Annotated in this window: 17 protein-coding genes; 12 read left to right on the plus strand and 5 right to left on the minus strand. The window is 67.1% G+C overall.

Features of this window, described 5'->3' with window-relative positions; translation table 11 throughout:
* Positions 1 to 56 precede the first annotated feature (56 nt).
* The 3 genes from SSA01S_RS01475 to SSA01S_RS01485 are packed head-to-tail and all read left to right on the plus strand — an operon-like array spanning position 57 to position 3,861.
* Positions 57 to 1,562 carry a DUF4153 domain-containing protein gene (locus SSA01S_RS01475; protein ID WP_061778868.1) on the plus strand — a complete coding sequence of 502 codons (1,506 nt, stop codon included), beginning with the start codon at positions 57 to 59 and terminating at the stop codon, positions 1,560 to 1,562.
* An 11-nt stretch (positions 1,563 to 1,573) separates the two neighbouring features.
* A complete protein-coding gene (locus SSA01S_RS01480) occupies positions 1,574 to 2,281 on the plus strand; it encodes a response regulator transcription factor (RefSeq protein WP_061778869.1) in 708 nt (235 codons plus the stop codon).
* Complete coding sequence (locus tag SSA01S_RS01485; protein WP_061778870.1) at positions 2,278 to 3,861, plus strand: sensor histidine kinase; 1,584 nt, start codon at positions 2,278 to 2,280, stop codon at positions 3,859 to 3,861. The genes SSA01S_RS01480 and SSA01S_RS01485 overlap by 4 nt, the downstream gene beginning before the upstream one ends.
* Here SSA01S_RS01485 and SSA01S_RS01490 read toward each other — a convergent pair.
* The 4 genes from SSA01S_RS01490 to SSA01S_RS01505 form a co-directional block, all read right to left on the minus strand.
* Positions 3,852 to 5,468, minus strand: coding sequence for a DUF5597 domain-containing protein (locus SSA01S_RS01490; RefSeq protein ID WP_061778871.1), 1,617 nt, complete (start codon positions 5,466 to 5,468; stop codon positions 3,852 to 3,854). The two genes, SSA01S_RS01485 and SSA01S_RS01490, sit on opposite strands and share 10 nt — an antisense overlap.
* A 76-nt stretch (positions 5,469 to 5,544) precedes the next feature.
* Positions 5,545 to 5,754, minus strand: a complete 210-nt coding sequence (locus SSA01S_RS01495) for a hypothetical protein (RefSeq protein ID WP_061778919.1) — start codon at positions 5,752 to 5,754, stop codon at positions 5,545 to 5,547.
* 76 nt (positions 5,755 to 5,830) lie between these two features.
* Positions 5,831 to 6,043, minus strand: coding sequence for a cold-shock protein (locus SSA01S_RS01500; RefSeq protein WP_058717052.1), 213 nt, complete (start codon positions 6,041 to 6,043; stop codon positions 5,831 to 5,833).
* A gap of 135 nt (positions 6,044 to 6,178) precedes the next feature.
* Positions 6,179 to 6,559 carry a hypothetical protein gene (locus SSA01S_RS01505; protein ID WP_156477611.1) on the minus strand — a complete coding sequence of 127 codons (381 nt, stop codon included), beginning with the start codon at positions 6,557 to 6,559 and terminating at the stop codon, positions 6,179 to 6,181.
* Between the two features lie 327 nt (positions 6,560 to 6,886).
* Here SSA01S_RS01505 and paoA point away from each other — a divergent pair, with 327 nt between their 5' ends.
* From paoA to SSA01S_RS01525, 4 genes are all read left to right on the plus strand, one after another.
* Positions 6,887 to 7,537 carry an aldehyde dehydrogenase iron-sulfur subunit PaoA gene (paoA, locus tag SSA01S_RS01510; protein WP_061778873.1) on the plus strand — a complete coding sequence of 217 codons (651 nt, stop codon included), beginning with the start codon at positions 6,887 to 6,889 and terminating at the stop codon, positions 7,535 to 7,537.
* Complete coding sequence (locus SSA01S_RS01515) at positions 7,534 to 8,484, plus strand: FAD binding domain-containing protein (RefSeq protein ID WP_061778874.1); 951 nt, start codon at positions 7,534 to 7,536, stop codon at positions 8,482 to 8,484. Before paoA ends, SSA01S_RS01515 begins: the two co-directional genes overlap by 4 nt.
* Complete coding sequence (gene paoC / locus SSA01S_RS01520; RefSeq protein ID WP_061778875.1) at positions 8,481 to 10,691, plus strand: aldehyde oxidoreductase molybdenum-binding subunit PaoC; 2,211 nt, start codon at positions 8,481 to 8,483, stop codon at positions 10,689 to 10,691. The genes SSA01S_RS01515 and paoC overlap by 4 nt, the downstream gene beginning before the upstream one ends.
* Before the next feature lie 285 nt (positions 10,692 to 10,976).
* Positions 10,977 to 12,338: a cation:proton antiporter gene (locus SSA01S_RS01525; protein ID WP_061778876.1), complete on the plus strand. Its 1,362-nt coding sequence runs from the start codon at positions 10,977 to 10,979 to the stop codon at positions 12,336 to 12,338.
* A 186-nt stretch (positions 12,339 to 12,524) separates the two neighbouring features.
* Here the strand turns inward: SSA01S_RS01525 and SSA01S_RS01530 are convergent, their stop codons facing one another.
* Positions 12,525 to 13,211 (minus strand): Npun_F0296 family exosortase-dependent surface protein, encoded by a 687-nt coding sequence (locus tag SSA01S_RS01530; protein WP_082794861.1) that lies wholly within the window; start codon positions 13,209 to 13,211, stop codon positions 12,525 to 12,527.
* Positions 13,212 to 13,451: 240 nt separating this feature from the next.
* Between SSA01S_RS01530 and SSA01S_RS01535 the strand changes: the two genes are divergently transcribed.
* The 5 genes from SSA01S_RS01535 (at position 13,452) to SSA01S_RS01555 (ending at position 18,840) form a co-directional block, all read left to right on the plus strand.
* Positions 13,452 to 14,090: a tetratricopeptide repeat protein gene (locus tag SSA01S_RS01535; protein WP_061778878.1), complete on the plus strand. Its 639-nt coding sequence runs from the start codon at positions 13,452 to 13,454 to the stop codon at positions 14,088 to 14,090.
* Between the two features lie 163 nt (positions 14,091 to 14,253).
* A complete protein-coding gene (locus SSA01S_RS01540; RefSeq protein ID WP_061778879.1) occupies positions 14,254 to 14,706 on the plus strand; it encodes a MarR family winged helix-turn-helix transcriptional regulator in 453 nt (150 codons plus the stop codon).
* A complete protein-coding gene (locus SSA01S_RS01545) occupies positions 14,703 to 16,106 on the plus strand; it encodes an efflux transporter outer membrane subunit (protein WP_061778880.1) in 1,404 nt (467 codons plus the stop codon). The genes SSA01S_RS01540 and SSA01S_RS01545 overlap by 4 nt, the downstream gene beginning before the upstream one ends.
* Entirely contained in the window at positions 16,103 to 17,281 is a 1,179-nt protein-coding gene (locus tag SSA01S_RS01550) for an HlyD family secretion protein (protein WP_061778881.1), read from the plus strand. The genes SSA01S_RS01545 and SSA01S_RS01550 overlap by 4 nt, the downstream gene beginning before the upstream one ends.
* Positions 17,281 to 18,840: a DHA2 family efflux MFS transporter permease subunit gene (locus tag SSA01S_RS01555; protein WP_061778882.1), complete on the plus strand. Its 1,560-nt coding sequence runs from the start codon at positions 17,281 to 17,283 to the stop codon at positions 18,838 to 18,840. Before SSA01S_RS01550 ends, SSA01S_RS01555 begins: the two co-directional genes overlap by 1 nt.
* Positions 18,841 to 18,927 lie beyond the last annotated feature (87 nt).

Raw genomic sequence — 18,927 nt, forward strand, 5'->3', positions numbered from 1 at the left:
CGCGCCGGTCGATCTGGACCCCGGCGACCCATAGCCGCCCCATCAGGGAGTTCGGCATGACCATCACCACATCCATATACCATAGCTTCCACACCAAGCTGCTCGGCGCCTTCGTGCTGGTCGCGCTGGCGCAGTTTATTTTCTATGGGCAGGAGGCTGGCTGGACGCTGGGCGGCTTCGCCCTCGCCTGGACCGCCGTGCTCCTCCTGACGCGCGCCGATGTCCGCGCCAGCCGCCCCGCATGCGTCGCGGTGGCGGTGGCGACGCTGTTCGGCGTGATGATGGTCGATGATCCGGGGCCGCTCAAATGGCTGTTGTTCGGTGCGTCGATCGGCATGGCGACGCTGTTGCCGCTGCGCCGGTTCGACGATGCCCTGCACTGGGCGGGGCGGCTGGTCGTCCATGGCTTTGGCAGCATGGTGGCACCACTGCGCGACGCGGGGCGGCTCGCCCAGGCCCGTCGCCGCCGACCGGGACGGCGCATGGTCGCGGTGGCGACGATGCTGGTCCTGCCGGTGCTGGGCAGCGCGCTGTTTCTGACGCTGTTCGCCCAGGCCAATCCGGTGATCGAGCAGGCCTTCGCCGCGATCCGCTTTCCCGACCTGTCGGACGTCATCTATCGAACGCTGTTCTCGTTATTCTTCCTCGTGATGATCTGGTCCAGCCTGCGCCCGCGCAGGACCGTGTTGCGGCAAGGGTTCATGGCCTGGCCCGGCACAGGCACCCTTCCCCCAATCGGTCGCGCCACGCTGGTCCTGTCATTGGTGACGTTCAACCTGATCTTCGCAGGCCAGAACGCGCTCGACCTCGCCTTTCTGTGGAGCGGCGCGCCGTTGCCGCAGGGGGTGACGCTGGCCGACTATGCGCATCGCGGAGCCTATCCGCTGATCGTGACCGCGCTGCTGGCGGGCGGGTTCGTGCTGCTGGCCGGACGATCCGGGGATCGGCTGGTGCGGCGGCTGATCGTCCTGTGGGTCGCGCAGAACCTGCTACTCGTCGCCTCCAGCATCCTGCGTACGGTCGATTATATCGCGGTCTTCGGGCTCAGCGGATGGCGGATCGCCGCGCTCGCCTGGATGGGGCTGGTCGCGCTGGGGCTGATCCTGATCGTCTGGCGGATGCTGCGCGGGCGTTCAGTCCGCTGGCTGATCAATGCCAATGCGCTGGCGGCCGGGGCCATGCTGACCGCCGGCTGCGCCAGCGACCTGGGAGAGATCGCAGCCCGCTGGAACGTCGCCCATGCCAAAAGCGCGGCGGATATCGACCTGTGCTATTTGGAGAGCCTCGGCCCGTCGGCGCTGCTGCCGCTGATCGAGGTCGAGCGGCGCGCTTCCGGGCCGGTCCTGCGCCATCGGGCCCGCAACATCATCGGCGATGTGATGGCCGACATGCGCCGCGACCGGGCCGACTGGCATCGCTGGAGCTGGCGCAACGCCCGCCGCCTGTCCGCCGCCGAAACCCTGGTCGGGCAGCGCAAGCCTGCCGCCAAACCCCATATTTGCGGCGAGCCCTATCGCGAGCAGGCCTCGGCCCCCGCGTTGACGAAGCCGCACCAGTCATGATCCTATGCCCCATGCCCCGCACGATCCTGGTCGCCGATGACGATCCCAATATCCGCCAGCTGCTGGTCTTCGCGCTCGGCAAGGCGGGGCTCGACACGATCGAGGCGGCGGACGGCGAAGCGGCGCTGGCCGAGGTGGCGCGGCACGCGCCCGACCTCGTGGTGCTCGACATCAACATGCCGCGCATGGACGGGCTGGAGGTCTGTCGACGGCTGCGGGCGGGCGGTGAGACGCCGATCCTGTTCCTGTCCTCTCGCGATGACGAGATCGACCGGGTGCTGGGGATCGAACTGGGCGCGGACGACTACGTCGTCAAACCCTTTTCGCCGCGCGAGGTGGTGGCGCGGGTCATGGCGATCCTGCGCCGCACCCATGCCCATCCGCCGCAAGTGGAGACGGCGGGCGCGGTCATCCACCATGGCCGCCTGGCCCTGGACGTCGAAGGATGGCAAGCGCGCTGGGCGGGGGCGGAGGTGCCGTTGACCGTCACCGAATTCTCGATCCTGCGGACGCTCGCCGTCATGCCCGCCAAGGTCTTCAGCCGCGAGGCGATTATCGACCGGCTGCACGGCCCCGGCTTTGCCGTGACCGACCGGACGATCGACAGCCATATCCGCAACCTGCGCGCCAAATTCGCCGAGCGCGGCGGCACCGACCTGATCGAGACGCGCGCCGGGATCGGATATCGGCTGGGGACCTGCAGCGGCGGGGCGGCGTGATCGCGCGGGTCAAGGCCTGGGCCAAGCGCCACTGGCCGCGCCTGTCACTTCGCACCTATCTGTTCGCCAGCTTCTTTCTGGTCGCGGCGCTGCCCGGTGTCGGGGCGGTGGCCTTGCGGGTCTATGAGAATACGCTGGTCCGCCAGACCGAGGCGGAGCTGGAGGCGCAAGGGGCGGCACTGGCCGCCAGCGCCGCCGCATTATGGCCCGCCGCGCCGCCGGGACGCCCCGTCACCCGCTTCGCCGCCGAGACGAGCGGCCCCTATGGCGGCGCGGTCGCCACCGCCGTCGATCTGAGCGCGACGCCGATCCTGCCCGAACGGCCCCTGCCCCAAGCTGCTGGCGCGCCGAGCCCGGATGCAAGAGCCGCCGCCACCCGCCTGTCGCCTGTGCTGGCCGTTACCCGCCAGGCTACCCTCGCCTCGATCATCCTGCTCGACCGGGACGGGCGGATCGTCACCGGATCGGCGGCACAAGGGAGCTATGCCGCGCTGCCCGAAGTCGCCGCCGCGCTGGCCGGTATGCCGCGCACGGTGCTCCGCCGAAACGCGAGCTACCGGGCGATCTTCCGCTTCGACTGGTTATCGCGCGCCGCCGCCACGCGAGTGCATTACGCCCGGCCGATCCTGGTCGACGGGCGAGTGGTCGGCGTCCTGCTGCTGTCCCGATCGGCGCGGTCGCTGTTCGTCGGGCTCTATCAGGACTGGGGCAAGATCGTCATCGGCGTGGCCACGATCCTGGGCACGCTCATCCTGCTGTCGGGCCTGTTGTCGCGCGGTATCGCGCGTCCGATCGAGGAGTTACAGGACGCCGCGCGCGATGTGGCAGCGGGGCGCGGCACCGTGCCCGCGATACCGGCGACGGCGGCGACCGAGATCCAGGACCTCTACCGCGACTTCGCCGCCATGGCCGAGGCGATCGAGGCGCGCTCGCTCTATCTGCGCAACTTCGCCCATGCGGTCAGCCATGAGTTCAAGACGCCGCTGACCGGCATTCGCGGTGCGATCGAGCTGTTGCAGGATCACGGCGCCACCATGTCGGATGCCGAGCGTCGCCGCTTCCTGGCCAATGCGGACGCCGATGCCGGGCGGCTAACCTTATTGGTCTCGCGTCTGCTCGACCTGGCACGCGCGGACATGACGGTAGCGACGGAGGGCGAGAGCGATGTCATCGGCATCGCGCTGAAACTCGCCGATGCGCACCGGCGGGAGGGTGTAGCAATCTCGGTCGAGGCCGATCGCCCCAAGGTGCTGGCCGTCATCGCCCCGGAGACGCTGAAGACAATCCTGACGACCCTGATCGAAAATGCCGGTCAAGCCGGGGCCGACACGATCACCATCCGGGTCGAAGCGGCGGACCGCGTCGTCATCGACGTCATCGACAATGGCGGCGGCATTCCGCCCGGCGACCGGGACCGTATCTTCGAGCCCTTCTTCACCTCCCGCCGGACGAGCGGCGGCACGGGACTGGGCCTGTCGATCGCGCGGGCGCTACTCGCCGGAGCGGGCGGAACGCTGGAACTCGCCGATGTCGAACAGGGGACGACGATGCGCCTCACCCTGCCCGCGCCTCAGCGATAACGGCCCATCACCACTTTCAGGACGACCGGGCGGTCGACGATGTTGATGCCGTAATCGGTCTGGTCCCCGTTCCAGATACGGTCCATCACCCAGCGGCCATCGGTGAAATGCCCCTGCTCGACCCGGACGATCATCGCCTTCGGATCGGGGGTCGCAGGATCGAAGCGGGCGCGGACATGGTCGCCGACCATCAGGAATTCGTCGCGCGACAGCTGGACGACCGCCATGCCGCCGACCGGCTCGGCCTTCCACGGCGCGGGTTCGGACTTGAGCCAGGTCCAGCTCTTCTCGCCGAATTGCCACTGGCCGAACTCGGCGCGGATACGCCAGTCGCCCAGCACCGTCTCGCGGTCGCCGCCGTCATCGGGCTTGGCCGCCCCCCAGGTCGGATGCTCGAACGCCGCCTTGGCCCAGTCGCGCATCACGCCCGACACCGCGCCATAAGGCCCGGCAAAGGCCTCGAGCGTGCTGTCGTCCAGCGCCTTGGCCCCCAGCGGATAGTTGAAGAAGCCGGTGTCATCCATGCCGAACGGCGCAAAGCCGATCGCGCCGCGCCCCAGCGCTTCGTAAAAATAACGCGCGAACTCGCGGCCGTTACCGATCTCAGGCACCAGCAGCGGGTTGTCGGGCCGGGCATAGGCGTCGAGATACAGGCCGACATTGCGGCTGGCCCGGTCATAGATGTCGGGGGCCTCGGCATCGATCGAGGGCGCGGCGACCTTCCAGATGTCGAGCACATCCTGCTGCGGTCCCCCACTCGCCACGCCGTCGGGATCGGGCACGTTGGACGGCCCCGCCAGCGCGGCGTTGACGTACGTGGGCAAGGGCTTCACAGCTTTGCCCGCCTCGACGATTTCGTTGATGTAGCGCGCGGTGTACCAGCTGTTGAAGGCGCGGTCGGCCTGCGCCCCGAACACCGTACTCCAATTTCCGCGCGGCTTGCCCAGTTTGCGGGTCAGCGCCTCGGGCACTGGCTGGTCGAACAGGCGCTGCGCGGCGGCAGAATAATCGCGCGGGTTGCGATAGCTGCCCACTTCGTTTTCCGGCTGGACCATGATGACCGTGTTCTGCGGATCATGCTCCTTCAGATGGGTCATCAGCCGGACGAAGGCGCGCTTGTCGGCCTCCAGCGTGGTCCGCGCCATCGGGGTCAGCGCATAATGGTCCTGGCCGCCCTTCGTCTTCATCCGAGGAAAGCGGCGATTGTCGAGCTTCACCCAATCGGGCGTATAGCCGGGCGAGGTATTCTTCCAGGTGGCGAACCACAGGATCACCACCCGCTTGTCATGCGCGCGCGCCTGATCGAGCAGGGTCTGGAGGAAGGTGAGGTCGAACTGCCCCTCGACCGGCTCGATCTGTTGCCAGGCGACGGGGATTTCGATCGTATTGGCATGGATGCGGTCCAGCACCGGCCAGACCTGCGGCAAGGCGGCGGCGTAGTTACTGGAATTGTTGACCTGCGCAGCCAGCATCAGGAACGGCTGCCCATCGACCAGCAACGCGTGCCGCCCCGCCCGGGAGACGATACGCGGTCCCTCGGTCGATTGCGCGGCCAGCGGCGTCGCCAGCCCCAGCGTCACCATCGCTGTCATCATTGCCCTGCGCATCGCATCCCCTCCGTTTGCATATCCTGTGCACGGGAAGGCCTTGCGCGGCAACGGGGCTGTGAGAGACGAAGCGGCGTCAGGCCGCCTGGTCGGTCTCCATCATACGGAGCGCGTCGGTCGTGGCACGGGCGTCGCGGGCCGCCTCGGTGCGGAGCGATCGCTGCGCCATGGCCGCCCAGGCCGCCTCGGACCGCAGGCACCGCTCGCGCACATTGGCAAGGTCGGTCGTCGCGGCCTGGTCGCGGCACTCGTCGGCCCGCTGCTGGAAGAGTTCGGAGTCACGCATGGTCATGCCTTTCGCGCAAGAATGGCAAAGGGTGGCGGGGAGCCGCCGGATGACCCGGCCTGTCCCCGCCCGGGGATCAGTCGACGGTCTGCAGGTTGACCGCCGCCATCTTGCCGCGCCGATCCTGTTCCAGGTCATAGCCGATACGCTGGTTCTGCTGCAGCGTGATCATGCCCGCCCGCTCGACCGCGGTAACGTGCACAAAGGCATCTGCGCCGCCAGTATCGGGCGTGATGAAACCATAACCCTTGTCGGCATTGAAAAACTTGACGGTTCCGTTCTGGCTCATGGATATCTTCCTTCCATTGCGGGTCTGCCGGATCAGCGGACCCATGGGGCCTCGACTGCAGGGAAAGAAGGAAGAAGGGGCGTGCCAAGCGCCAAAAACCGTCGATGTGCGACTAAAGCCAGATCAATATGGGGATCAGGCTGCCAGACCGCAACCGGTGGCCCCGGCAGGCGATGGCGCGGCGCAACGATATTCGGCCGCGATGCGCAGGATTTCGGCACAGGTGAAGCCGCCGCTGGCCCGGTCGTCGCCCGCGTCCGATTCTCGCCAATGATCGATCTCGACCATACGGACAGGGCGCATCGCCACGATGCCCACCCAATGCGCCAGCAGCACGTCCAGCTCACGGAAGCCATTGGCGGTCACCCGGGCCCGTACGGTCCGCCGCCGCTCCGACAGCAGCCGTGCGGGCGTCGCCCAGAGCGGCGCGATCCGCTCCTCGACGACGCGGATGCCGTTCATCAATGCGCGATAAGCGCGGGCCTGTTCGGCGGGGGTGATTAACATATGCGTCATGCGCATCGCCCCGAGGGGCGGCAAGATGGGACGAGGATCAAGACGGGGGCTCCGGCGCAACAAGCGGGAGCACAATGTCTCTCAGTCACCAGCGCTTGCGATACCCAAACCGGCGATGGGCAACGCTAACAGGTCGCCCTTCCGACGTCGCGCGGAATCGGTTTCGCGACGAAATTTATCCCAGGATATATTTTGCCGCCACCAAAATCCATTACACACGTTTCATGAAGACCACTGCCATGGTGTCTCCCTTTGACCGAGCGACCGCGCTTGCAAGGGCGCGCGCCGTAGCGGATGCTCGGGACAAGGTGAAAGGGAGCCAGACCATTGGCTGATCGCAGCGAATTTTCGGTATCGCGCCGTGGGGTGATCGTCGGCAGCGCCGCGACCGCCATGGCCGCGTCCTCCCCCGCCTCGGCGGCCCTCGGGGCCCAGAGCAGAAAGAGCGTCATGCCACCCGATCCCTCCGCCATGCCCGTCACGCTGAAGGTGAACGGCCAGACCCGCAAACTCTCGCTCGATCCGCGCACCACCCTGCTCGACACGCTGCGCGAACATCTCCACCTGACCGGCACTAAGAAGGGTTGCGACCATGGCCAGTGCGGGGCGTGCACGGTGATGGTCAACGGCCAGCGGATCAACAGCTGCCTGTCCTTGGCGCTCCAGCATGAAGGCGACAGCATCACCACCATCGAAGGGCTCGGCACGCCCGAGAAACTGCACCCCATGCAGGCGGCGTTCGTGCGCCACGACGGCTATCAGTGCGGTTACTGCACACCGGGCCAGATCTGCTCCGCGGTGGCGGTCCTGGATGAGATCAAGCGCGGTGTGCCCAGCCATGTCCAGGCCGACCTGACCGCCAAGCCCCAGGCCAGCAACATGGAAATGCGCGAGCGGATGAGCGGCAATATCTGCCGCTGCGGTGCCTATTCCAACATCGCCGACGCGATGGCCGAGGTTGCGGGAGCCAAGGCATGAAGCCCTTTACCTACGAACGCGCGAAGGATGCCGTCTCGGCCGCCCGGGCCGCCACCAAGCCCGGCGCGAAATTCCTGGCGGGCGGCACCAACCTGCTCGACTTGATGAAGATCGAGGTCGAGACGCCGACCCTTCTGATCGACATTCAGGATACGGGCCTCGACAAGATCGAGAAGACCCAGGATGGCGGCCTGCGCATTGGCGCCTTCGTCAGCAACACCGCGCTCGCCGCCGATGAGCGGGTGCGGCGCGATTACGGCGTCCTGTCGCGCGCGATCGTCGCGGGGGCGAGCGGCCAGCTGCGCAACAAGGCGACCACGGCGGGCAATCTGCTCCAGCGGACCCGTTGCCCCTATTTCTACGACACCAACATGGCCTGCAACAAGCGCAAGCCCGGTTCGGGATGCAGCGCGATCGGCGGTTATTCGCGCCAACTCGCGGTGATCGGATCGAGCAGCGACTGCATCGCGACCAACCCCAGCGACATGAACGTCGCGATGCGGGTGCTCGACGCGGTGGTCGAGACGGTGAACCCGCAAGGCCAGACCCGCGCCATCCCCATCGCCGACTTCCACCGCCTGCCCGGCAACACGCCGCATATCGAGACGGCGTTGCAGCCCGGCGAGCTCATCACCGCCGTCACCCTGCCCCGTCCGATCGGCGGTACGCATATCTATGAGAAGGTGCGCGACCGCGCCTCCTATGCCTTTGCGCTCGTATCGGTCGCGGCGGTCATCCAGAAAGACGGCTCGGGCCGGGTCGCCGTCGGCGGGATCGCTCCCAAGCCCTGGCGGGTCGAAGCCGGCGAGGCCGCCATGCCGCAGGGGGCCAAGGCGGTGACGGCGACGCTGCTCGCCGATGCCCGGCCCACCGAGGACAATGCCTATAAACTGCCGCTTGTCGAACGAACGCTGGCAGCGACGATCAACCAGGCGAGGACCGCATGAAGTTCACCGAGCCTGCGGGCACCAATCCCATCGACCGCATGACCGTGGTCGGCCGTGCGCAGGACCGGATCGACGGTCCGCGCAAGACGACCGGCACGGCCGCTTACGCCTATGAGCATCACAAGGAGGCGCCGAACGCCGCCTATGGCTGGATCATCGGCGCCGCCGTCGCCAAGGGGCGTATCCGGTCGATGAACCTGGACGATGCGCGCGGCGCGCCGGGCGTGTTGGCGATCGTCACCGCCAATGAGGCGGGCCCGCTGGGCAAGGGCAATTTTAACACCGTCAAGCTGCTCGGCGGCCCCGACATCGACCATTATCACCAGGCGGTCGCCATCGTCGTCGCGGAGAGTTTCGAGCAGGCACGCGCCGCCGCCGGGCTGGTCCGCATCGACTATGAGCGCGGCAAGGGCCAATATGACCTGGCCGAGGGCCTGAAGTCCGCTCCGCTGACCGGTGGCGAGGAGGGCAAGCCCGGCAAGGAAGACCGGACCGGCAGTTTCGAGAGCGCCTTCACCGCCGCCCCAGTGAAACTGGACGCGACCTACACCACCCCCGACCACAGCCATGCGATGATGGAGCCCTTCGCCTCGATCGCATCGTGGGAGGGCGACAAGCTGACCGTCTGGACCTCGAACCAGATGATCGCCTGGGGCCATGGCGACCTGGCCAAGACGCTGGGGCTGCCCAAGGAAAAGGTGCGGCTGATCTCGCCTTATGTCGGTGGTGGCTTTGGCGGGAAACTGTTCCTGCGTGCCGATGCCGTCATGGCGGCGCTGGGGGCGAAGGCGGCGGGACGGCCGGTCAAGGTTGCGATGCAGCGGCCGCTGATGGCGAACAACGCCACCCATCGCCCCGCGACGACGCAGCGTATCCGCATCGGCGCGACCAAGGACGGCGCAATCCAGGCGATCGCGCATGAAAGCGGCTCGGGTGACCTGCCCGGCGGCGGTCCCGAGACGGCGGTCAACCAGACCAAGCTGCTCTATGCCGGGCCGAACCGCCTGACCTCGATGCGGCTGGCCGTGCTCAACCTGCCCGAGGGCAATGCGATGCGCGCACCGGGTGAGGCACCGGGCATGATGGCCCTGGAAATCGCGATGGACGAGATGGCGGAAAAGCTGGGGATGGACCCGGTCGCCTTCCGCGTGAAGAACGACACCCAGGTCGATCCCGAAAAGCCCGAGCGCCGCTTCTCGCAGCGCCAGCTCGTCCGCTGCTTGGAAGAAGGCGCACAGCGCTTCGGCTGGTCGCAGCGCAACGCCAAGCCCGCCCAGGTCCGCGACGGGCGCTGGCTGGTCGGCATGGGCGTGGCATCGGCCTTCCGCAACCATATGAACATGAAGTCGGCGGCGCGGGTGACGCTGGGCCAGGACGGGCGCGTCCTCGTCGAAACCGACATGACCGATATCGGCACGGGCAGCTACACGATCATCGCCCAGACCGCCGCCGAGATGATGGGCCTGCCGATGGATACCGTCGACGTCCGGTTGGGCGACAGCGACTATCCCGTATCAGCGGGCTCGGGCGGTCAGTTCGGCGCAGCCAATGCGACGGCGGGCGTCTATGCCGCCTGCGTCAAACTGCGTGAGGCGGTGGCGCAGCGGCTGGGCTTCAACTCGGCTGATCTGACCTTTGCCGATGGCCAGGTGACGGGTGGCAATCGCTCGGTAAAGTTGCGTGACGCGGCATCCGCCGGTCCGCTGACCGCCGAGGACAGGATCGAGTTCGGCACGCTCGACAAGACCTATCAGCTCTCCACCTTCGGCGCGCATTTTGTCGAGGTGGGCGTCGATGTCTACACTGGCGTCACCCGGCTGCGCCGGATGCTGGCGGTCTGTGCGGCCGGGCGCATTCTGAACCCGAAGGCGGCGCGCAGCCAGATGATCGGCGCAATGACCATGGGTGTCGGCTCGGCCCTGATGGAGGAACTGGCGGTCGACAAGCGCTTCGGTTTCTTCGTCAACCATGACCTGGCGGGCTATGAAGTGCCGGTCCATGCCGACATTCCGCATCAGGAGGTGATCTTCCTGGAGGAAGCCGATGACAAGGCCAATCCGATGAAGGCCAAGGGTGTCGGCGAGCTCGGCCTGTGCGGTGTCGGCGCGGCGGTGGCCAATGCCGTCTACAATGCGACCGGCGTACGTATCCGCGACTATCCGCTGACGCTGGAGAAGCATCTGGACAAGTTGCCCGCCATCGCCTGATGGGCCCCTCGCCCTTCCCCCTGCCCAGGCGGGCGGGAAGGGTGAGGCGTCGATTCGCACGGGCCGCTCGGTGCCGCCGACATCCTGGTCGTAACCGAAACAGGTTGGCGCCTCCGTTGCCGCAAACCCGCCTTCTCTCCGTAGCATGCGAAACACAGTGCGGTGAAAATGGTGGGAAATCCGCGCCACGGCCGCACATTCCCATTGCAAGATGATGCCGCTTGCCCTCGCTATCGCGACGCCGATCGGTCATGCGGTCGGGAACAGGGAGGGGACCATCACCATATGAACGACGCGATCGACAGTTTCTGGAAGACGGCCGGCGGTATCCTGTCTCCGCACGGGCCCGCCACGGCGGGCGCCGCGGCCAGCTATGTGCCCGGCGACTACAGCATCCACTTCTTTCTGCAACTGGCGGTGATCCTGCTGGCCTGTCGCGTTGTCAGCTGGGCGGGGCAACGCTTCCTCGCGCAGCCGCCCGTCGTCGGCGAGATGATCGCGGGCGTGATCCTGGGCCCCTCGTTGCTGGGGCTGTTCTTCCCCGAACTCCAGGGTGCCATCTTTCCCAAGGAGACCCGCAACGTCCTGTATGCCGGATCGCAGCTGGGTGTGGCGCTCTACATGTTCCTGGTCGGCTTGACGCTCAGGCTCGATCATTTCCAGTCCAAGGCGAAGAGCGCGATGGCGGTGTCCGCCTCGGGCGTGCTGGCACCCTTCCTGATCGCGGTGGCGATCACCCCGATGCTCCTGACCGTGCCCGGCCTGTTTGCGGCCGGGATCAGCCAGGCCAATGCCACCCTGTTCATGGGCGCGTGCATCGCGCTGACCGCCTTTCCGATGCTGGCGCGGATCATCAACGAGCGCGGTCTGGCCAACAGTCCGCTAGGCACGCTGTCGCTGGCGGCGGGGGCGTTCGACGATGCTGCGTCATGGTGTGTGCTTGCCATCGTGCTGGCGACCTTCGGCGGCGGCCCCGGCGTCGCGATCCTGGCGATCGGCGGAGCGGTGATCTATGTCGGCCTGCTCATCCTGTTCGGCCGCCGCCTGCTCGCGCCGCTCGGCCGCGCGGTCGAGGCCAGGGGCGAGATGTCGACCACGGTGCTGGCCGTCACGCTGATGGCCTTTTGCATCTCCGCCTTCATCATGGACGCGATCGGCGTGCATGGCATTTTCGGCGGCTTCATCCTGGGCGTGTTCATGCCCCGCGGGCTGTTCGTGACCGAGCTGAAGAAGAAGGTCGAACCTCTGGCGGTCGTCCTGCTACTGCCCATGTTCTTCACCTATTCCGGGCTCAATACGCGAATGGACATGGTGAATTCGGTGCCGCTGCTGCTGATTGCGCTAGGCATCCTGGCCGCCTCGATCGCCGCGAAGTTTGGGGCCTGCTATCTGGCCGCACGCGTCTGCGGCGAGGACAATCGCACCGCCATGGGCATCGGCGCGCTGATGAACTCGCGCGGGCTGATGGAGCTGATCATCATCAATATCGGGCTGCAAAAGGGGATTATCGGTCCGACGCTTTTCTCGATGCTGGTGCTGATGGCGATCGTCACCACCATGATGGCCAGCCCGTTGTTCGAGTTCGTCTATGGCCGCAAGGCGCGCGTGATGGGCGAGATGGAAACGCTGAACAGCGCCGCCGTCTGAGCGCATTGGCGTCTTCGAGCCCCCGCCGTCCCCATCCGTGACGGCGGGGCTCTTTGCGTTCGGACATGATTTGCCGAGCGGCCCTCCCCCCGCCCCAAACGACGTGCACAAAAAAGGGCGGCCTCAGCCACCCTTTCTCGTCCGTCAGACCCAGCCGTAACCGACTGAATTTCCGGATGCCTGATCTCAGGCGGTCTTCTTGCGACGACGACGCGACGCCGCGATCAGGCCACCGATGCCCGCGCCGAACAGGGTCAGCGTGGCAGGCTCCGGCACGGAGGTCGGCGCGGTGTTGAAGAAGGACACGTTATCCAGCTCGAACGCGGTCTGACCCGAGGCGAACTTCAGGCCGCCGATCTTCTGGCCGGTCAGGCTGTCCAGCGTGTAGGTGACATACTGGTTGTACTTCGGGCTGCTGGGGTTGCTGAACAATGCGTCCGCACCCGGCGCGGCAAAGTCGAGGCCGGTGATGGTCTTGATGACCTGACCCGCCGTGTCGAGGATCGACAGCGTGTTGTACGAGTCGGCCGAACCCCAATAGAGGCTGACGCCGTCGAAACCCTGGCCGCCGGTGCTCAGGGTCGCGCTCTTGCCGCCATTGACCATCAGATACTGGGTGGTGTCACCAAGCGGCGCGGACCAGCCATTGGACGAACCGGTCGTCAGCAGGCCGCCACCGGTCAGCGAAAAGCCGTTAGGCAGGTTCGTCTGTCCCGGCGTGCCGTTGCTGTTAAAATCGACCGTGACCGAACCGGCGCGCGGCGTCTGGTCGCCCGCCACCGAGGTCAGGGTGCCCGCGCTTGCGGCGGTCGACACCATGGCACCGGCGACGATACCCGCCACAGCCATCATCTTTGCAATACCAGCCACCATCAGTCTCCCTGACCGCTATAAACGTTCATCTGCATCCTGTGATGGGGGATAGAGCGCGTCACCACCATAGTAGATCCACACGGCCGAGTCCCAATACGGTTCATATCGTCCCGATACGGTTCGGATCGCCCCGACGACTGTCCCAGGATCATACAGGCCCCTCGCTCCCGATCGGCTTTTACCCTATCTCAAGATCGATCGGGTGATAGGCCCGTCCGACGCCAGCAGCAGGGATGATCCATGAAACGCCGCAAGAAGCTCCTCGTCATTGCGGGCGTCGTGCTCGTTCTCATCATCCTCGCCGTCACCGCCCGCGGACTGTTGCGCCGCCCCGTGGAGAAGGCTGCGCCAACGCCGGTCTTCGTCGAGCGTCCGGCCCCGGCCGCCGATCCCGGCGCGGCCCAGGCCGTCGCCGCGAAGGCACCGGGCAGCGCCGCCGCGCAGAAGGAATTGGGCGATGCCCTGCTCGCCAAGCGTCGCTTCGACGAGGCGGGGGCCGCCTATCGCGCCTCGCTCGCCATCGACCCCAACCAGCCGCTGGCCTGGTCGGCGCTGGGCGAAACGCTGATGCAGACGACCAAATCCGAAGGCGTCGGCCTGCCCGCCGGAGCCGCGGACGCTTTCCGCAAAGCGCTGGCCCTCGACCCGCGCGATCCGCGGGCGCGCTTCTACTTTGCGATGGAAAAGGACTTCAAGGGCCAGCATGACGAGGCCATCGGCGAATGGCTGCAGCTGCTGCGCGAGGTTCCGGCAGGATCGGATGCGGACGAGGCGATCCGCACCACCCTGGCCGCGTCGATCAAGCGCAATGTCCAGCTGATCCGTCAGGCCGCTGACGAGGCGGGACGCGTACAGCCCCGCTACAAAACGGACAAATAGACCTTTTCCATTCGAGAACCTTGAGCGGCGTGAACGGCATAGGCCTTTCACGCCGCTTTTGTTTGTGAGGCCCAAAAGCCGAGCCGAAGAGAGCGATCATGAAAATCATGTCATGATCGCAACGAGAATTGACTGCCGCGGCAATGATTGCCATTGCAGCGATATGTCCCTATCCGATCCAGACCCCTTCGATCCCGAGCGTTCCGTCGGTTACCTGACGAAACGCTGTTTTCAGCTTGCGCGGATCGGGCTGGAACCGGTCTTCGCCGACGAAGAGGTCACGCATACCCAGTGGAGCGCCCTGATGGCGCTGCATTATGGCGTGGGCGGCACCGCGGCCGAGCTGTCGCGCCATTTGTGCCATGACACCGGTGCGACGACCCGCATTCTCGACACGCTAGAGGAACGCGGCCTGATCGAACGGTCGCGCTGCACCACCGATCGCCGCGTGGTTCGCCTGTCACTGACCGAGGCGGGGCGGGTCGTCACCGACCGCTGCAAGGAAAAGGTCATGGCCCAGTGGAACGACTGGATGGCCGACTGGCCAGGCGAGGATGTCGCCCGGTTCCTCGGCTATCTCCTGCGCCTGCGCAACACCCTGGAGACCGTCGCATGAAGCGTTTCGCCCTTCTGACCGGCCTGTTGCTGGCTGGCTGTTCGGTACCACAGGCGCATCCCGGCGTGACGCCCAAAACGCCGGAAACGCTCGGTCTTGGCCAGGCGCAGGCCCCGCTGGTCGCCGCCGACTGGTGGCGGGGGCTGGGCGATCCGCAGCTCGACCGGATCGTCGGTGACGCACTGGCGGGCAACCCATCGCTGGATATCGCGCTGGCCCGGTTGCGCCAGGCCGAGTCAGTGTTGGCCAGCCGCCGGGCCGATAACGGCCCCTCCGCCACGCTTGACGCGCAGGAACAGTATAACCGCTTCTCGGGCCGCTATATCATCCCACCGCCCTATGCGGGCACGATGCAGTGGCTGGGCCAGGCGCAGGCCAATCTGAATTGGACCATCGACCTGTTCGGACGACAGGCCGCCGCGATCGACGCCGCGCGCGCCTCGACCCGTGCCGCCACGCTCGATGTGACGGCCGCGCGGCTGGCGCTCGCCGGGTCGGTCGCCCAGACCTATGTCGAGCTGGCCCGGGCCGAGCGACAGGCGGCGATCGCGCGCCAGACGATCGACACGCGCACCCGCTCGCTGGGCCTGGTGCAGACGCGCATCCGGCATCAGCTCGCCAGCCAGATCGACGCCGCCGGGGCGCAGACGCTGCTGGCCCAGGCGCGAGTCGCGCTCGCCCGGGCGGAGGCGCAGGCGGCCCTGTCGCGCAACGCGCTGGCCGCCCTGGCCGGACGCGGACTGGACTATCCGGCGACCATCGCGCCGACCCATATCGCCTTTGACGCAGCCCTTCCCATTCCCGCCACGGTGCCCGCCGACCTGCTGTCGCGCCGCCCGGACATCGCCGCCTCGCTCGCGCGGATCGATGCCGCCGCCAAGGGACAGGAGGTCGCGCGCAAGGCTTTCCTCCCCAACGTGAACCTGATGGCGTTTGCGGGTCTACAGGCGGTCGGGCTCGGCAATCTGTTCACCGCCGATGCGGGCACGGTGGGGGCTGGCCCCGCCCTCCATCTGCCGATCTTCGACAGCGGACGGCTGCGCGCCGGTTTGGCCGGGGCGACCGCCGCACTCGACCTCGCCACCGCCGATTATAACAACCGCATCGTCGGCGCGGTGCGCGAGGCCGCCGATGCCGTGACGCGCAGCCGGACGCTCGCCACCGAACGCGCCCGCCAAGCGGAAGTCGTGCGCGGCCTGTCCGAAACCCGCCGCCTGAACGCCATCCGCGTGTCGAGCGGCCTGCAATCGCAACTGGGGCTGATCGACCCCGACATCCGCCAGCTGGAGGCCGATCAGGCCGACGCCAATCTCGCCGCCGATGCGGTCCAGGCGCGCATCGCGCTGGCCGTCGCCCTTGGGGGCGGTTTCTCCTCTTCTTCGCAGGGTATCACGCAATGAGCGACACCGAAGCCGCCTCCCCCGCCGCCCCCACGACCCAGGCTCCGAATGGCGGCAAGCCCAAGGCCCGCAAGCTTGGCCTGACCATCCTGGCGATCGTCGTGGTCGCCGCCGCCATCGTCTGGGCGGTGTTCCATTTCCTGCTCGCCAAGCCCGAGGAAGAGACCGACGACGCCTATGTCGCGGGCGACGTGGTGGCGATCACCGCCCGCGATCCGGGTACGGTGCTGGCCATCCATGCCGACAATACCCAGACGGTGAAGGCGGGTGCGCCGCTGCTCGACCTCGACCCCGCGACCGCCGATGTCGGCCTCGCCTCTGCCGCCGCCGAGCTGGCGCGCGCGGTCCGCGCGACCCGTGCCGACTTCACCAAGGTCAACCAGAGCGGCGCCGCCATCGTCCAGGCCCAGGCCGAGCTGACCCGTGCCCGCGCCGACTATGCCCGCCGCCAGGGCGCGGCCGCCGAAGGCGCGGTGTCGGGCGAGGAGCTGTCGCACGCCGCCGATGCGGTCAAGGTCGCGACCGCCAACCTGACACTCGCGCGGGCCCAGGCCGCCCAGGCGCGGACCGCCGTGCAGGGCACCGACGTCAACACCAACCCGGCGGTGCTTGCCGCGATCGCCGCCTATCGCCGCGCCGCCATCATGCGCAGCCATATGCACATCACCGCACCCATCGATGGCGTCATCGCCCAGCGTACGGTGCAGGTGGGCCAGCAGGTCGCGGCCGGAACCCCGCTGATGGCGGTGGTGCCGCTCGACCGGTTGTGGGTCGATGCCAATTTCCGCGAGACCCAGCTGCGCGACCTGCGCATCGGCCAGCCCGCGACGATCACCGCCGATATGTATGGCGGGAAGATCGTCTATCACGGCAAGGTCATCGGCCTGGGTGCAGGCAGCGGCAACGCCTTCGCCCTGTTGCCGCCGCAAAATGCCAGCGGCAACTGGATCAAGATCGTCCAGCGCGTGCCGGTGCGCATCGGGCTCAATGCCAACGAGCTGCGCCAGAACCCGCTGCGCGTCGGCCTGTCCGCGACCGTCACCGTGGACACCGCCGACCAGAACGGCCCGCGTATCGGCACCGCCGCCACCCAGGCCTATCAGACGCGCGCGACCGACGGTAACGATCCGGCGATCGAAGCCCGGATCGCGCAGATCATCGCGGCGAACCGCTGATGGCCGGGGCCCCCGCACAGGCGGGCGCGGGGGATGGCCCCGCCCCGCTGAAAGGCGCGCCGCTGGCGCTCATCGCCTTTGCGTTGGCGCTCGGCACCTTCATGCAGGTGCTCGACTCGACCATCGCCAACGTCTCGCTGCCGACCATCGCGGGCAATCTGGGCGTCAGCTCGGATAATTCGACCTGGGTCGTCACCGCCTTCGCCGTCGCCAACGGCGTGGCGGTGCCGCTGACCGGCTGGCTGATGGGCAAGTTCGGGGTGGTGCGCACCTTCTGCGTCTCGGTCTTCCTATTCACCATCGCCTCGTTCCTGTGCGGTATCGCGTGGAACCTGTCCTCGCTGATCGGTTTCCGCGTCCTGCAGGGCGCAGTGTCGGGGCCGATGATCCCGGGCAGCCAGGCGCTGCTGATCTCGATCTTCCCGCCGCAGAAACGGTCGACGGCGCTCGGCATCTGGTCGATGACGACGCTGGTCGCGCCGATCATGGGGCCGATCCTGGGCGGATACATCTCCGACAATTATCACTGGAGCTGGATTTTCCTGATCAACGTGCCAGTCGGCCTGTTCTGCGCGGGCGTATGCTGGCGCGGACTGTCGAGCCGCGAGACGCCGACGCGCAACCTGCCGATCGACAAGGTCGGACTGATCATGCTGGTCGTCTGGGTCGGCGCGCTTCAGATGATGCTCGACCTGGGTAAGAATGACGACTGGTTCCAGTCGACCCGGATCGTCGTGATGACGGTCATCGCGATCGTCGGCTTCATCGCCTGGCTCATCTGGGAACTGACCGACGCCAATCCGGCGGTGGACCTGTCGCTGTTCAAGGGCCGCAACTTCAGCATCGGCACCCTGTCCTTCTGCCTAGGCTATGCGGTGTTCTTCGCCAACACGCTGCTGCTGCCGCTCTGGTTGCAGACGCAGCTGGGCTATACCGCGACCTGGGCAGGCCTGGTCGCCGCGCCCAGCGGGGCAGTGGCGGTGGTCCTGACCCCCGTCGTCGCGCGCCTGTCGGGCAAGGTCGATGCGCGGATCATGGCAACGATCGCTTTTGCCGCCTTCGGTCTGTCCTATTGGATGCGTTCGGGGCTGAACACCCAGGCGAGCTTCAGCGATTTCGTGCTGCCGCTGATGGTGCAGGGCATTGCGATGAGCACATTCTTCCTCGCGATGCTGACCATCGCGCTGGACGGCGTGCCGCAACATCGCATTCCCTCGGCGACCGGCATCTCCAACTTCGCACGCATCACGGCGGGCAGCTTTGCCGCGTCGCTGACCACCACCATGTGGGATCGGCGCGAGGCGATGCACCAGGCGCATCTGTCGGAGGCGATCGGCCAGAACCCGGTGTGGCAGATGGCACGTATGGGGCTCAACCATCTGGGCCTGACCGATACCCAGGCGGTGGCGGCGGTCACACGGCAGATGGTGGGCCAAGCCTATCTGCTGGCCTCGACCGATATCTTCTACGTCTCGGCGTGGTTGTGCATCGTGCTGGCGGGGCTGACCTGGTTCACCCGACGTCCCAAGCCGCATGACGGTCCGATCGCGGCGGATTGATACATAATCCTCCCCGATTCGGGGAGGTGGCAGCGCGCCAGCGCTGACGGAGGGGGACTTCCGCAAGAAGTGTCCTTGGTGGAAAGC

The sequence above is a fragment of the Sphingomonas sanguinis NBRC 13937 genome (assembly GCF_001591005.1).
GTDB lineage: Bacteria > Pseudomonadota > Alphaproteobacteria > Sphingomonadales > Sphingomonadaceae > Sphingomonas > Sphingomonas sanguinis.